The following is a 13,138-nucleotide window of genomic DNA, read 5'->3' as shown; positions in this document are numbered from 1 at the left end:
ACCTTGTCGACTGGGGAAACGCGGAGCAGGTAGCCGACGTTGAGGCAACTCCGCGATGTAAGACCTTGGACATTGCGCTGTCACCGCGGTGGCAGGGGCGAAGACTTCACCATCGTGGAACCTTTGACGACGGCGTTGAGCGCCCTCGGCGCGATGAAGAGGGCCTACGACGACAAACAGGTACGCGATCAGATCGCCCGGATCGAGTCGACGGTCGAGGCCCTCGGCGCGCGGATCGACCGGATCCTCGACATCAGCGTGATGGCTGCCTTCGAACATCTGGCCACCGCCGACCGGGCGGTGAACGCTGATTTCCGCCGCCACGAGCTCAGCCTCGCGCGCGGCAAATTCGTGGAGATGACCAAGCGGCCGGCCGCGTCGATGTCCCGCCCGGGTGAGCAGGACCTGACCGCGGAGCAGGTGGCCGCCATCGGTCACGCCGGCAACTTCAGCTATTTCATGATGAACGGCGAGACCCGCCTGGCATTGCGGGAAGCCTATCTGTGCACCGAGCGATTCCCGGCGCTCGGGGTGCAGTTGTTCCCGCCGGAATTGTTCTCCCGCGACTACAGCGCGACGGGGCGGGCCATGGTCGCCCGGCGCGCCCGCCGGGAAACCATTCGCGCGTCCCACGACGCCTCGCTGAAAGCCCACAAGGCCGACAAGACCGCCTACTACCGGGAAATGGCGTGGAAAGTGCCGGCCGCGGGCGCGGTTTTCCTCGGTTTCCTGGCGGCCGGAATGGTCGCCCCACCCCTGGCCGGGCAGGCCGGCATGCGCGCCGCCGGCATTCTCGCGGGTACGGGCGACCGCGCGGTGACCGACATCCCGGGGCCCCGGCCGAAGCTCGCCTACGGCCTGAACGCCATCGACCCCCCGGAGGAACTGGCGCTCATGCGCCGAGCGAGCGCGGAGAGCGCCGAGCGCCGCACCATGCTCGAGCGCCCCGGCTAATCGCCCTCCCGCCCGGCCCAGGGGTCGATCGCCGGGATGCTGGTCGTGTGCGGGGGCGGCTGCTCGCGCTGCGCCGGGACGCCGAAGGAGGGGTGCGGTGCCGGTGGCGGTGCCGCGATGAGGACGTACCGGTTGCGGTGGCAGAGCTCGAAGAACCGGTTCGCGGAGGGCACCGCGAGCAGCACCAGGGCGACCAGCGCGGCCAGGACCGTCAGCGCGTCGAGGGCGCCCGTGCTGATGCCGTACACGAAGGGCATGGCGTGCTCGAACGCCCCGCCGCCGGCGGGCGCGGCCGGCCGGTGGAAGGGGTCCCGCAGCGTGCCGAGGCCGCCGCAGACGAGGAAGATGCCGCCGAGCACGTACGTCGTCACCCGGGCGTTCTTGCGGCCCAGCCCGTTGAGCACGGCCAGGACCGCGGCGCCTCCGGCGAAGAGGATGTCGAAGGTCGCGCTGACCAGGCTTCCGAAGCCCGAGCCGGTGCCGCCGGTGTACGCGTCGCGATAGACGCTCAGATCGGTGTTGACGAAAACCAGCTCGACGACGGCGGACAGCAGGGAGAGCCCTCCGACGCCGAACAGCAGCGCGGACGAGAACCGTACGCCGGCCGGCGACCTCGGCGGCACGGGTGGTGCCAGATGCATGCGAGACAAGGTAGCCCCCCGGGGCTCGCCGTCAGTGCGGGAACGCGCGCGGAATGCGGGGCGAGACCTCGTCGCGGAACGCCTCGATCCGGCTGGTCACCTGGCGCCTGCCCAGGGTGTGCTCGATACGGTCCAGGTACAGGCACCGGGCGGCGAGCTTGTCGAGGTCGACCGTGAAGTACATCGCCATCAAGGGATTCACGAACAGCGGGCTGCCCGTCGTACGCCGGGTGAACTGGACGTCGCCGAACGCGCCGCGGGTGGCGGCGGCGATCTGGCCGTGCACGATGCTCGGCCGGTCGGGAGTGGCGGCCTGGGCCGCGGCGACCGCGTCGCGATAGAGGGCGGCCTCCTCGCTGGAGCCCGGGATGGACAGCGCGCCGAGGTAACCACCCTCGCGGTCGAGCGCGGCGAGATTCTCCAGCACCTCTACGTGGTTGACCCCGTCGTACGCGTCGATGCCGAAGCCGAGCGAGCTGACCAGCTTCACCGGCACGTCGAGGCCGGCGACGGCGCCGAGGCTGGTGATGTCCTCCACCGGCGTGCCGAGGTTGCTCTCGTCGCCGCGCAGCAGGATGTCCGTGCCCCCGTCGACCAGCACCACCGCGTCGATGCGGTGGCGGTCGACGACGTACCGGTAGGCCTCGCGCAACAGCTGTACGCCCAGAGGTGGGAAGGCGTACACGGTCGACGGCAGGTCGTGCGCCGCCAGCCACCGGGCGAGCGCACCCTCCGGGAAGTACCAGTCGGTGGTCGCCGTCGCCGGTGTCACCTCGACGACGTGCTCCGCCACCCAGGATGCGCGGTCGATGAGCACGAGCTCGGAGAACGAGAGGCTGGCCAGATGCACCTGGACGCCGCTGCGCCACAGGGAGACGGCCAGCGGCAGGCCGGCGTACACGTCGAAACCGCCGCCGGCGCCGGCGATCAGGACGCTGCGGGCCGGGGCCAGGGTCGCGAACAGCGGCGGAGTCGCCAGCGAGAACGTCGTCACCGATCAATGATCAACCATCGCTGCAAGGCGTCCGCGAGGCCGGGCGGGTCAGCGCGTAGCCGAAGGCCGCGCAGCTGACGCCGAGGAAGAGGATCGGTGGCGGCGGGAAGAGCAGCACCGACAGGGCGAGAGCCGGGAGCACGACACACAGGTTGAGCACGCCCGCAGCCCGGCTCCGGAGGAAGAGTTCCGGTGCCCGCCTCAGCGCGAGCAGGTTGAGGGCTCCGAGGCCGGCGATGAAGAGTGCCATCGCCAGGCTGAAGCCGGTGAACAGTTGCCACAGGGTCCGGTCGAGTCCCGCGATGGTGACGTGGGTGGCGGCCATCGTGCGGCGGGCGGCCTCTTCGGCCGGCGGCGGGGACGTGGCGGCGCCCGCCGCCATCGCCGCGGCATGGGCAGCGCCGGTGACGATCAAGGACCAGGCGCCGACGGCGCAGGCTCGGGGGTTCATCGGGGCTCCTGTAGGACGGGTACGGGGGGATGCCAGCCGGCGGCGGCGTCGAAGCCGCGCAGCGCGAAGCGGTCCGGGATCAGCCGGGTGGTGGCGTCGCGCAGCGTCGTGACGGCTGCGGAAGGGCTCTGCGTGAGCCGGCCCAGCAGGCGCGACTGCCGGGCGAGCCGGGCGACGCGTACGGCCCGGGCCCGGTCGTAGGCGGCGAGGCCGGCGGCGACGGACGACGCGCCGGTCACCGCGTACGCCAGGACCACCGCGTCCTCGACCGCCAGGCCGGCGCCCTGACCGAGATTGGGTTCCATGGCGTGCGCGGCATCGCCGAGCAACGTCACCCGGCCGTGGAAAAGGCGCCGCAGCGGCGGGTGCAGCGCCATGATGTCGTGGCGCATCAGGTCCCCGGGCGTGATGGCGTCGAGCAGCGCCGGGATCGGGGCGTGCCAGTTGCCGAACCGGCTGCGCAGTTCGTCCACGCTCGGCTCGAGCGCCGCGGTGTTCGCGGTCGCGTAGACGTACACGAGGTTCTCGCCGACCGGCACGATGCCGAAGCGCTCCCCTCGCCCCCACGTCTCACTGGCCGGGCCGGTCGAGGCGTGGACCAGGGCGCGCCACGCGACGTACCCGCGGCGCTCCGCCGGTGGGTGGTCCGGCCAGAGCGTCCGGCGTACGCGGGAATGGACGCCGTCGGCCGCGACGACGAGATCGGCTTCGGCGAGCCGGTCGCCGCAGCGGACGCCGGCCCGCCGGTCGGGGCCGCCGGGGTCGACGTCGGTGACGGCCGCGCCCCACCGTACGCAACCGGACGGCAGGGCGGAGGCGAGCAGGTCGATCAGGTCCGCCCGGACGATCGCCACCTGCGGGAGGCCGTGGCGGGCGATCACCTGCTCGCCGCTCGTCCGCGACAGCCACCGTCCGTCGGGGCGGCGTACGCCCGAACCATCGAGCGCCGACGCCCGCGCCCGCAACCCGTCGGCGAGTCCCAGGGCGTGCAGGGCTCGCACCGCGTTCGGCCACAGGGTCAGTGCCGCGCCGGTCTTCTCCCGGCCCGGGGACCGCTCGTGGACCACGACCGTCCAGCCGGCGCGCCGCAGGGCCAGGGCCGCGGCGAGCCCGCCGATGCCGGCCCCGACCACGACGGCCGATCGTTCCTCTACATCCATAGAGGCGACACTACAGCTGTAGAGGCTCTACGTCGGTAGAGTGTGGTCATGATCTCTGCGCGGCACCGACTGCTCGCCGACGCCGCCCTCGACGTGCTGGCCCGCGACGGTTCCCGGGGCCTGACGCATCGCGCGGTGGACACCGCCGCCGGCCTCCCGGCCGGCTCCACGTCGTACTACTACCGGTCCCGCGCGGCCCTGCTGAGTGCGTGCGTCCAGCGCCTGGTGGAGGACGACCACAGCGAGCTCGACGCCCTGACGCCCCTGATCACGGCGACGGACCGGACCACCCTGGCCCGGTCCCTCGCCGAGATCCTGCACCGCTGGCTGACCACCGGCCGGCAACGCCACCTGGCCCGCTACGAGCTCACCCTGGAATCCGTACGCCGGCCCGAGGTGGCCGCGCAGCTCCACCGCTCCGGCAGCGCCCTACGCGAACGCATCGCCGCGGTTCTCGCCGGGCTCGGCGCAGGCGACCCGCCCCGCCAGGCCCGCTGGCTGGTCGCCTGCATCGACGGCATCCTCTTCGACAACATCGCCGGGGCCAACGCCACGACGCCGCTGGACGCCGACGGCGTGGATGCCGCCGCGCGGGACCTCGTCGACGCCGTCCTGCCGGGACGGTGAGAGTGCCCGCGCCACGCCGGGAATCATCACCGCCGCCGCGACGAGATGCAGCCCGACCAGGGCGACGACGGTGGCGGCGTTCGCCCCGGTGAGGAACGGCGGGACCAGCGAGAGCGCGGTCAGCGCCACCGCGGTCCACAGGAAGCGCTCGGCGGGACGCGCGCTCCACCGGAGCAGGACGGCGGCGATGACGACGCCCACGACGGAGAAGAACCCGGTCACCACCGCGAAGCCGGACAACGGGATCACCTCCCCGCCGTCGGGAATCTCGAAGTCGACGCCGACGGCCCGGGCGAGCGCGGCGGCGAGAGTGGTGACCGCCACCGCGACGGGCGCGGCGACGACGAGCCCGCGGAACCGGCGGCTCATGCCGTCTCCCCGGCGGACAGGCTCGCGGGCAGCCCCAGCCGCGGAAACTGATCGGCGTGGAAGATGACGACCTCGGTGACCGCCCCGCCACTGATCCGCAGGACGTCGATCGTCAGCGGCAGGTACGCGCCCGCCTCCTCGTTCCACAGGTAGAAGCCGACGGCCGGCTGACGGTTCACAGAGGCCGAGACGGCTCGCAGACGCCCGAGGCTCTCGAAACCGTCCGCGGCCCAATCGCTCACCACCGCGTCGCGGCCGATGCTCAGCCCCGGCGTGGGCGGCATCGAGGACCGCACGTCCTCGCGCAGCATCGCCGCGACCGCGTCGAGGTCCTTGGCCACGCTGGCCTCGGTGAAGCGGCGTACCAGCTCCCGCGTCCCGGCGTCCTCCTCGCCACCGGTCCAGTCCTGCCGCTGCGCCGGCAGATGATCCCGCATCCCGGCGCGGGCCCGCTGCAACGCGCTGTTCACCGAGTTCACGGAATCCCCGAGCAGCTCCGCGACGTCCTTCGCCGGCCACCCGAGCACGTCCCGCAGGATCAGCACGGCCCGCGGCCGCGGCGCGAGATGCTGGACCGCCACCAGGTACGCCAGCTCGATCGTCTCCCGGGCGACCGCGACAGCCTCCGGCCCGTCGGCGTCGCCGGCGGGCAGCTCGTCCAGGAACCGATCCGGGTACGGCTGCAGCCACCGCACCTCGCCACCCGTGGCAGGCTCGGGGCGCCGCTTGGCCAGCAGGTCGAGGCAGGCGTTGGTGGCGATCCGGTACAGCCACGCCCGGAACGAGGACCGGCCCTCGTACGTCTCCCGCCGCCGCCAGGCCCGCAGGAACGTCTCCTGCACCGTGTCCTCGGCATCCTCGAACGAGCCGAGCATCCGGTAGCAGTGCACATGCAGCTCCCGCCGGTGACGCTGCGCCAGGCTCTCGAACTCCGGCTCGCCGATGTCCGCCAGACCACTCACGCCCAGGTCCTCCAGCCGCGTGTCCGTCCTCATCCCGTCATCCTTCCGCCTCGTCGTGGCCCGTCACAGGTGAGACGGCCACGGGCGCGAGAACTCATCACCGGGCCGCCTTGCTGCCGCGTGGCAGGCTCGTGAGCGTGATCGACGATCTGGCCAAGGGCGTCCTGCACCGGCAGCTCCGGGTTATCCGGGAGGCGCTGGTCTGGAAGCTCGACGGGCTGCCCGAGTACGACGTCCGGCGCCCCCTGACCCCGACCGGCACCAACCTCTTGGGCCTGGTGAAGCACATGGCGACCTGCGAGGCCTGGTATTTCGGTGACGTCTTCGGCCGCCCGTTCCCGCAGCCGCTGCCGGACTGGCGGGACGCGGACAACAGCGACCTGTGGGCGAGCGCGGAGGAGACCCGCGACGAGATCACGGACTTCTACCGCCGCGCGGGGGAGCACGCGGACGCGACGATCACCGAGCTGCCCCTCGACGCGCCCGGCCACGTGCCATGGTGGCCGCGGCCCGAGGTCAAGCTGTTCACCGTCATGGTCCACGTCCTGCAGGACACCACCCGGCATGCCGGTCACGCCGACATCCTGCGCGAGCAGCTCGACGGCCGCACCGGCGTGACGGCGGAGTACGAGGAGGACAACGACGCCGCGGCCCGCGCGGCGTACCGGGCGACGATCGAACAGGCGGCGCGGGCGGCCGGGCCGGGCACCGGTCGGTAGGCTGCGGGGATGGTCCGCGATGAGCTGCTGCGGCTGCGCGCGGGCGCGGAAGCCGAGGCCACGACCCTGGCCCGCGACCTGGACGCCCTGTTCGCCGCCTCCCGCGACTCCAACGCCGACGACGAGCACGATCCCGAGGGTGCCACCATCGGCTTCGAGCGCGCCCAGCTGACCGCGCTACTGGGCGCCGCGCGCAAGCGGGTCGCCGAGGTCGACGACGCGCTGAACCGGGTGGAGGCGGGGACGTACGGCGTCTGCGAGAAGTGCGGACGGTCGATCGCCGAGGAACGGCTCACCGCGCGGCCCTTCGCCCGCTTCTGCATCTCCTGCGCATAGGGATACAAATCGGACGTTAGGGGTAGTGTCTCCCCGTCCGACGCCGTATGCGAGAGGAAGACATGCGCACCATTTCGAACCTTCTGCGGTCCCGCCGGGTCTTCGGCGCGGCCGCCGTCGTTGCCGCCGGCACCACGGTGGTCGCGGGAGTGTCCGCGCCGGCCTACGCCGCGAATCCCTACACCGCGAAGGGCGTGTGCGGCAGCGGCTACGCCGTCCAGCGCTCGCACAAGTTGCCCGGAGCGACCGTCTACCAGCTCTACAACGGCACGACGACCTGCGTGGTGACCCTGAAGACGACCGCGCTGAACAAGGCCACGAAGGTCACCGCCGGCCTGCGGGTGCAGGGCGGCTCGTGGGCGTACGACACCGGCGCCTACCGGTACTACGCCGGGCCGGTGAAGCAGCGGAGCAAGGGCAAGTGTGTCCGCTACTTCGGCTACTCCGGAGGCAGCAACTACACCAGCTCGTGGGCGAACTGCGGCTGATCGGTCCCCGCCGGGACGACCGCGAGGGCGTCCCGGCGGCGCCGCGGCTCTGGCATCGTGGGGGCGTGACCCTTTACGAGGCCGTCGGCGGGGCGCCCTCGCTCCTGGCCCTCGCCGCGGATTTCCATGCGCGCTGCCTGGCCGATCCCGTCCTCGAGCATCCCTTCTCGCACACCGGCAACCCCGAGCACGTGCAACGCCTCGCCGACTACTGGGGCGAGGTGTTCGGCGGGCCCGCGGTCTACTCCGGCTCCTACGGCGGGCACTCGGCGATGCTCGGCATCCATGCCAACCAGGGCGCCGAGGACGACCTCGGGGACCGGTTCGTCGCCTGTTTCGTGGCCGCGGTGGACGGGGCGGGGATCGCGCCCGATCCCGCCGTGCGGAGTGCGCTGGCGGCGTACATGCGGTGGGCGACCGATGAGGTCATGGCGTACTCGCCGCGGGAGGCGCGGGTGCCGGCCGGCCTGCCGGTCCCCCGCTGGGATCTCGACGGCCTGCGGAGCTGACGGGCGGCTCCTGTCGGGCAACCGGGATACACCCGGCCGGTGAACCGGACGGGGCTCTCATGGACGGGTGACATCTATGACCGCGGCGCGCCCGCGGGAGCGGGCGTGGATCGTGTGGTCGATCGGCGCGCTGCTGCCGCTTGCCGGCTACTTCGTGCTCCCGGCCGTCCTCGGCTCGGCCGGGATCCAGACGGTCCTCTACTGCCTGCTCAGCGGCGCCACGTCGATCGCGCTGGTGGTGGGCATCCGCCGGCACCGGCCGCAGCTCGCGTCGGTCTGGTGGCTGTTCGCCGCCGGCCAGGTGATGTACACCGGCGGGGACCTCACCTACTATTTCGCCTCGCAGGACGACGCGAGCTATCCGCCGCTGGCGAACGTCCTCTACCTGACCCAGTACATCCTCGTCGCCGCGGCGCTGGTGCGGCTCACCCTGCGGCGCACCCCGCAACGCAACACCGCCGCGCTGGTCGACACCGCGATCCTCGCGGTGGGCGCCGCCGTGCTGTGGTGGGTGTTCCTCATCCTGCCGACGGTCACCACCCCCGGCATCGACGCGCTGGACCGCGTAGCGGCCACCGCCTACCCGGTGATGGACCTGTGCGTGCTGACCGTGGCCGTCCGCCTGATGCTCAGCGGCGGGGCCCGGCAGCCGGCGTACCACCTGCTGCTGGCGTTCCTCGGCCTCACCCTGCTCGGCGACACCACGTACGGCCTGCTGACCCTCAACGGCTCGTTCGCCGACGGCGGCTGGCCGGACGCGGTCTGGCTGCTCAGCTATGTGGCGCTCGGGGCGGCCGGGCTGCACCCGTCGATGCGGCGCATCGCCGACCCGGCCGAGCCGAGGTCGGGCGCCACCCCGTACCGGTTGCTGCTGCTCGGTTTCGCCACCGCGATGGCCCCGGCGGTCCTGGTGGTGCAGAGCCTGCGCGGCGAAGGAAGCTCCGATCTCGTCGTGGTCGGCGCGTCGGCCGTGCTGTTCCTGCTCGTCCTGGTGCGGATGGCCGGGCTCACGGCGGCGCAGCGGCGGCTGGCCATCACCGACGCCCTCACCGGTCTGCACACCCGCCGGTTCCTGACGGAACAGCTGCGGATGGAGAGCGAGCGGGCGGTCCGGCACGGCGATCCGTTCGCGCTGCTACTCATCGACGTCGACCACTTCAAGAACGTCAACGACACGTACGGCCATCCGGCAGGTGACCAGGTCCTCGTGGAGGTGGCCCGGCGGCTGCGCGGCACCTGCCGCGCGGGGGACGTGGTGGCCCGCTTCGGTGGCGAGGAGTTCGCGGTCCTCGCCGGCGCGACCGGTCCGCAGGATCTGGCCGGGCTGGCCGAGCGCATCCGCACCCGGATGAGCGAGGAGCCGGTGCTGGTCGACGGCCGTACGCCGGTCACGGTCACCATCTCGGTGGGCGGCACCGCCGCCGTGCCGCCGCACCAGGTGACCCCGGACACCCTGGTCAAGGTCGCCGACGCGGCCCTGTACGCGGCCAAGCGCGCCGGCCGCGACCGCGTGGTGATCACCGATCCCGCGGACCGCCCAGGGCCGCCGATGACCGACACGGTCCCGGACGAGCTCACCCGGGCCGACCAGCAGATCGGCGAGTGGGCCAGGGTCCTCGGCCGGGCCGCGCACCGGCGCCCCGACGCCGTACCGGTCCCGGCCGGCGCGGTGGAAGGTGTCTGCGCCGCCTGGGCCTTCATGCGCGCGGACGGCGCCGACGGGCTCGCGCTGCCGGTCGACCGGGCCCGCGCCGAGCTGCGCCGCTGCCGTGGCGTGCAGTTCCCCGCCCACGTCGTCGACGAGTTCCTCACGCTCGAGGCCGCCCGCGTCGTCGGCTCCCTCTCGCCGGTGCCGCATCCCGTGCCGGCGGCCGCCGTGGCACGACCCGGCCCCGAGTGGTGACTGTCTGGTCTATGTGACGTCGCGGCCGGCGAGGAGGGCGTGACGATGATCGAGGTGGGCGAGCTCGGTCAAGCGCGCGCTGGCGGAGGATCCCGAGCTGACCGGGGAGATCGCGGCGATGGTCGCGGCCGCGCCGGTGCGCGGTGACACGTTCACCGTCACCGTGACGAACTCGACCGGGGTTGGGTCGGCGAGGCGACCGATCTGTTCGCTCACGTCGCCGCCGACCGCCGGCGCGTGCTCGGGGAGGAGCACCCGCTCACCCGCGACGCCGCCTCGGCGCTGCGCGAAGGCTAGGACAGACCCTGGGCGGTTTCCGTGGCGAACAGGTCGAGGGTGGCCGGCAGCTGCGAGTGCAGCGGCTGCGGGAGGGCGTGCGGGGCGAACCAGGCCAGGTCGTCGAACTTGTGCGGCTCGCCGATCCGCACGGCCGCGGGATCCACGCGTACGGCGAAGACGAGCGCGACCCAGTGCGACCCCGGCCGGACCACGTTGCGCACGCCCAGCATCGTGATCTCCTGCGGCGCGGCGGTGTACTCCTCGCGGACCTCGCGGGTGACCGCCTCGTCGAAGGTCTCGCCGAACTCGAGCGCGCCCGCGCCGGTGTCCCAGGCTCCCGGTTCGTCGCGGGCGGCGGCCGAGCGTTTCGCGAGCAGGATCCTGCCGTTGCCGTCGTGGCAGACGAACACACAGGACACCCGGGGTTCTCGTGTCATGGCGTCATCATGCCCGCCGTGTCAGGGTGGGGCGTGATCAGGCGGATCAAGGTGTGTCTGAACGGCGGCCGGCGGCCGGAGGAACACGAGGGCGTGCCCGTGACGCCCGGCCAGCTGGCCGCCGCGGCCGCCGCCGCGGTGGCGGCCGGAGCGGTGCACCTGCACCCGCGCGACGCGAGCGGTGCCGGCGCGGGTCCACCGCTGAGCTGGGCGCCCGGGCGGCGCGACACCGGCCAGGTCGTGCAGGGCGACGCGTTCGCCGCCGGCGCTGTGCGGCGCCGCGGGCACGTCCGGGGCGAGGGGCCGGCTGAGATCCACGACCTCACGGGTACCCGGGCGGCGGCGGAAGTCACCGCCCGGCGAGGTAACGGCGCAGGTCCTGGGTCTCCCCGGTGATCGGGCGCGCGGCGAGGATGCACGTGTCGTCGTCCGGGTTGGCCTGGCGCAGCCGGGCCAGGAGCTCCCCGAGGGGCTGGCGGGGCGAGGCGCGCACCGACTCGTCGACCGCGCGGATGACGGCCTCGAGGCCGTCGTCGAGGCTGCGGTGGCGGTGCTCGACCAGCCCGTCGGTGTAGCACAGCAGCAGGTCGCCGACCGCCATGTCCAGCACCGCGCACTCGTACACCGCGTCGTCGACGACACCGAGCATCGGCCCCGACGGGCGCGGCAGCGGCGCGGTACGCCCGCCGCGCGACAGCAGCGGCGGGGGGTGCCCGGCCTGCGCCCAGGTGAGCCGCCGCCGGGCGGGGTCGAACCGGGCCACGACGGCGGTCGCGGCGATCTCCGGGTTCTCCGCGTCGAGGTCGCAGGTGAGCCGGTTGAGGTGGCCCAGCAGCTCGGCCGGGTCGCAGGTCGTGACGGCCAGCGCCCGCAGCGAGTGGCGCAGCTGGGCCATGGTGGTGGCCGCCTGGGTGCCGTGCCCCGCCACGTCGCCGACCGCGAGCAGGACCGACCCGTCGGACAGCGTCGTCGCGTGATACCAGTCGCCGCCGACCATGCCCTCCTGCCCGGCCGGCAGGTAACGGACGGCGACCTTGAGGCCGGGCAGCACCAGCGGGCCCTCGGGGATCGGCAGGATGGCCCGTTGCAGCTCGGCCGCCAGAGCGTGCTCGGCGGCCAGCGAGCGGCGCTGCTCGGCGAGCTGGTGCTCGACCTCGGCCAGCCGCTGGGCGCTGGCCTCGCGCGCGGTGACGTCCTGCACGATCCCGTAGACCCGCAACGGCGCCCCGGACGCGTCCCGGATCGCGTCGGCGACCGTCCGCAGGTACTTGATCCGGTTGTTGAGCCGTACACGCAGGGTCACGTCGATCTGCTCGCCGCGCTGGAACGCCTCCACGGCCGCCAGGAGCAGCGGCAGGTCCTCGGGCAGGGTCAGCGCTTCGCTCTCCTCGCGCGACATCGGCCCCAGCGCGGGATCGCGTTCGTAGATCCGGAAGATCTGCGCCGACCAGCGCACCTCCCCGCTGACCAGGTCCCACTCGCCCCAGCCGAGGTTGCCCAGCCGCTCGGTGCCGGCGATGCGCTCGCTCTCCCCCGGGGTGCGGCCGTGCCGTTCCCAAGTCATCAGCAGCTCCGAGCCGACCCGGTGGGCCCGTACGGTGTACCGCTCGCCGCCGAGCACGAACGGGCCGACCTCGGCGGGCCGGCCGGTCTCCAGGACCCGCTCGTAGTGCTGCCAACGGTCGCTGAGCAGGCTCTCCGGCAGGTGCTCGCCGAGCCGGGTGCCGATCAGCGTCCGGCCGTGCAGGCCCTCGGCGACCTCCGCCTGCGGGGTGACCGCGGCGAACTCCAGGTCGACGAGGCGGCCGCCGTCGCGGATCGGCACGAACAGCGCGGCGTGGCCCGGAATGCCGTCCAGGAGCGCCTGTGCGATGCCCAGCGAGTGCTCGGGGCGCCGGACCGGCGCGACGCCGACCGCGGGCAGGCGCGGATGTCTGCCCGGGAGCCGGGGGTTCCCGGCCGGCGGGTCGGCGACGTCGAACAGCGTGATCACCCCGGCGGCCACGTCGACGAGGTCGCGGCCCTGGTCGGCGGCCATCTGCAGCAGGTGCCGGTGCGCGTCGGCCAGCCGGCAGCGGGTACGCCCGGCGAGCAGCCCGACGGCCCGGTCGACGAGCGCGCGCCCGGCGTCGTCCGCGGCCCGGTCAGCGCCGGGATGGTGGGACGGGCGCAGGCCGTCCACCGCCTCCACGTACGCCTGACGGCCGCCCATCCAGGTCACTGCCCCTTCCACGCCGGACTTCGATGCCCTCCTGAATACGCCAGCGCGGCCGAGATCGTCATCCCCCGAACACCCCCACCCCCATCCC

General features: G+C 73.3%; 16 protein-coding genes and 1 pseudogene. 8 read left to right on the top strand and 9 right to left on the bottom strand.

Going from position 1 to position 13,138, the window contains the following annotated elements; genetic code table 11:
- Positions 1 to 123 precede the first annotated feature (123 nt).
- Positions 124 to 954 (top strand): hypothetical protein, encoded by an 831-nt coding sequence (locus AB0K03_RS14225; RefSeq protein WP_364684251.1) that lies wholly within the window; start codon positions 124 to 126, stop codon positions 952 to 954.
- Here the strand turns inward: AB0K03_RS14225 and AB0K03_RS14220 are convergent.
- The 4 genes from AB0K03_RS14220 to AB0K03_RS14205 are packed head-to-tail and all read right to left on the bottom strand — an operon-like array spanning position 951 to position 4,200.
- Positions 951 to 1,595, bottom strand: coding sequence for a hypothetical protein (locus AB0K03_RS14220; RefSeq protein ID WP_364684250.1), 645 nt, complete (start codon positions 1,593 to 1,595; stop codon positions 951 to 953). The two genes, AB0K03_RS14225 and AB0K03_RS14220, sit on opposite strands and share 4 nt — an antisense overlap.
- A 31-nt stretch (positions 1,596 to 1,626) precedes the next feature.
- Positions 1,627 to 2,589, bottom strand: a complete 963-nt coding sequence (locus tag AB0K03_RS14215; RefSeq protein WP_364684248.1) for a DUF1152 domain-containing protein — start codon at positions 2,587 to 2,589, stop codon at positions 1,627 to 1,629.
- Between the two features lie 10 nt (positions 2,590 to 2,599).
- Positions 2,600 to 3,040, bottom strand: coding sequence for an LIC_13387 family protein (locus AB0K03_RS14210; RefSeq protein WP_364684247.1), 441 nt, complete (start codon positions 3,038 to 3,040; stop codon positions 2,600 to 2,602).
- Positions 3,037 to 4,200, bottom strand: coding sequence for an FAD-dependent monooxygenase (locus tag AB0K03_RS14205; RefSeq protein WP_364684245.1), 1,164 nt, complete (start codon positions 4,198 to 4,200; stop codon positions 3,037 to 3,039). The genes AB0K03_RS14210 and AB0K03_RS14205 overlap by 4 nt, the downstream gene beginning before the upstream one ends.
- A 48-nt stretch (positions 4,201 to 4,248) precedes the next feature.
- On the opposite strand from AB0K03_RS14205, the gene AB0K03_RS14200 reads away from it, so the two are divergent.
- Entirely contained in the window at positions 4,249 to 4,827 is a 579-nt protein-coding gene (locus AB0K03_RS14200) for a TetR family transcriptional regulator C-terminal domain-containing protein (protein ID WP_364684243.1), read from the top strand.
- Between the two features lie 12 nt (positions 4,828 to 4,839).
- On the opposite strand, the pseudogene AB0K03_RS14195 reads toward AB0K03_RS14200, so the two are convergent.
- Together AB0K03_RS14195 and AB0K03_RS14190 are read right to left on the bottom strand one after the other, a co-directional pair.
- Positions 4,840 to 5,196, bottom strand: a pseudogene (locus AB0K03_RS14195) (DUF6069 family protein); the annotation flags it as partial.
- Positions 5,193 to 6,191 (bottom strand): RNA polymerase subunit sigma-70, encoded by a 999-nt coding sequence (locus tag AB0K03_RS14190; protein WP_364684241.1) that lies wholly within the window; start codon positions 6,189 to 6,191, stop codon positions 5,193 to 5,195. The pseudogene AB0K03_RS14195 and the gene AB0K03_RS14190, both read right to left, overlap by 4 nt.
- Before the next feature lie 104 nt (positions 6,192 to 6,295).
- Between AB0K03_RS14190 and AB0K03_RS14185 the strand changes: the two genes are divergently transcribed.
- The 5 genes from AB0K03_RS14185 to AB0K03_RS14165 all read left to right on the top strand — a co-directional run bounded on the left by AB0K03_RS14185 (position 6,296) and on the right by AB0K03_RS14165 (position 10,113).
- Complete coding sequence (locus AB0K03_RS14185; RefSeq protein WP_364684239.1) at positions 6,296 to 6,877, top strand: DinB family protein; 582 nt, start codon at positions 6,296 to 6,298, stop codon at positions 6,875 to 6,877.
- 9 nt (positions 6,878 to 6,886) lie between these two features.
- Positions 6,887 to 7,213, top strand: coding sequence for a TraR/DksA C4-type zinc finger protein (locus tag AB0K03_RS14180; RefSeq protein WP_364684238.1), 327 nt, complete (start codon positions 6,887 to 6,889; stop codon positions 7,211 to 7,213).
- 62 nt (positions 7,214 to 7,275) lie between these two features.
- Positions 7,276 to 7,701 carry a hypothetical protein gene (locus AB0K03_RS14175; RefSeq protein WP_364684236.1) on the top strand — a complete coding sequence of 142 codons (426 nt, stop codon included), beginning with the start codon at positions 7,276 to 7,278 and terminating at the stop codon, positions 7,699 to 7,701.
- Between the two features lie 65 nt (positions 7,702 to 7,766).
- A complete protein-coding gene (locus AB0K03_RS14170; protein ID WP_364684234.1) occupies positions 7,767 to 8,210 on the top strand; it encodes a group II truncated hemoglobin in 444 nt (147 codons plus the stop codon).
- Positions 8,211 to 8,286: 76 nt separating this feature from the next.
- Entirely contained in the window at positions 8,287 to 10,113 is a 1,827-nt protein-coding gene (locus AB0K03_RS14165; protein WP_364684232.1) for a GGDEF domain-containing protein, read from the top strand.
- Positions 10,114 to 10,122: 9 nt separating this feature from the next.
- Here the strand turns inward: AB0K03_RS14165 and AB0K03_RS14160 are convergent, their stop codons facing one another.
- Positions 10,123 to 10,368 carry a hypothetical protein gene (locus AB0K03_RS14160; protein WP_364684230.1) on the bottom strand — a complete coding sequence of 82 codons (246 nt, stop codon included), beginning with the start codon at positions 10,366 to 10,368 and terminating at the stop codon, positions 10,123 to 10,125.
- Between the two features lie 38 nt (positions 10,369 to 10,406).
- Complete coding sequence (locus tag AB0K03_RS14155) at positions 10,407 to 10,829, bottom strand: NUDIX domain-containing protein (RefSeq protein WP_364684228.1); 423 nt, start codon at positions 10,827 to 10,829, stop codon at positions 10,407 to 10,409.
- Positions 10,830 to 10,862: 33 nt separating this feature from the next.
- Between AB0K03_RS14155 and AB0K03_RS14150 the strand changes: the two genes are divergently transcribed.
- A complete protein-coding gene (locus AB0K03_RS14150) occupies positions 10,863 to 11,225 on the top strand; it encodes a 3-keto-5-aminohexanoate cleavage protein (RefSeq protein ID WP_364684226.1) in 363 nt (120 codons plus the stop codon).
- On the opposite strand, the gene AB0K03_RS14145 is transcribed toward AB0K03_RS14150, so the two are convergent.
- On the bottom strand, positions 11,179 to 13,062 hold the full coding sequence (locus tag AB0K03_RS14145) for a SpoIIE family protein phosphatase (protein ID WP_364684224.1): 1,884 nt from the start codon (positions 13,060 to 13,062) through the stop codon (positions 11,179 to 11,181). The two genes, AB0K03_RS14150 and AB0K03_RS14145, sit on opposite strands and share 47 nt — an antisense overlap.
- Positions 13,063 to 13,138: the final 76 nt, after the last annotated feature.

The sequence above is a fragment of the Actinoplanes sp. NPDC049316 genome, assembly GCF_040677315.1.
In the GTDB taxonomy this organism is placed as follows: domain Bacteria; phylum Actinomycetota; class Actinomycetes; order Mycobacteriales; family Micromonosporaceae; genus Actinoplanes.
Note: the sequence above shows the minus strand (reverse complement) of the source record. Positions and strands in the feature narration are given on the sequence as shown.

What these genes read in the sequence shown, in the direction of transcription:
- AB0K03_RS14220 (WP_364684250.1), bottom strand. Translation starts at nt 1,595, where the DNA reads ATGCATCTGGCACCACCCGTGCCGCCGAGGTCGCCGGCCGGCGTACGG.
- AB0K03_RS14210 (WP_364684247.1), bottom strand. Translation starts at nt 3,040, where the DNA reads ATGAACCCCCGAGCCTGCGCCGTCGGCGCCTGGTCCTTGATCGTCACC.
- AB0K03_RS14205 (WP_364684245.1), bottom strand. Translation starts at nt 4,200, where the DNA reads ATGGATGTAGAGGAACGATCGGCCGTCGTGGTCGGGGCCGGCATCGGC.
- AB0K03_RS14200 (WP_364684243.1), top strand. Translation starts at nt 4,249, where the DNA reads ATGATCTCTGCGCGGCACCGACTGCTCGCCGACGCCGCCCTCGACGTG.
- AB0K03_RS14190 (WP_364684241.1), bottom strand. Translation starts at nt 6,191, where the DNA reads ATGAGGACGGACACGCGGCTGGAGGACCTGGGCGTGAGTGGTCTGGCG.
- AB0K03_RS14180 (WP_364684238.1), top strand. Translation starts at nt 6,887, where the DNA reads ATGGTCCGCGATGAGCTGCTGCGGCTGCGCGCGGGCGCGGAAGCCGAG.
- AB0K03_RS14175 (WP_364684236.1), top strand. Translation starts at nt 7,276, where the DNA reads ATGCGCACCATTTCGAACCTTCTGCGGTCCCGCCGGGTCTTCGGCGCG.
- AB0K03_RS14165 (WP_364684232.1), top strand. Translation starts at nt 8,287, where the DNA reads ATGACCGCGGCGCGCCCGCGGGAGCGGGCGTGGATCGTGTGGTCGATC.
- AB0K03_RS14155 (WP_364684228.1), bottom strand. Translation starts at nt 10,829, where the DNA reads ATGACACGAGAACCCCGGGTGTCCTGTGTGTTCGTCTGCCACGACGGC.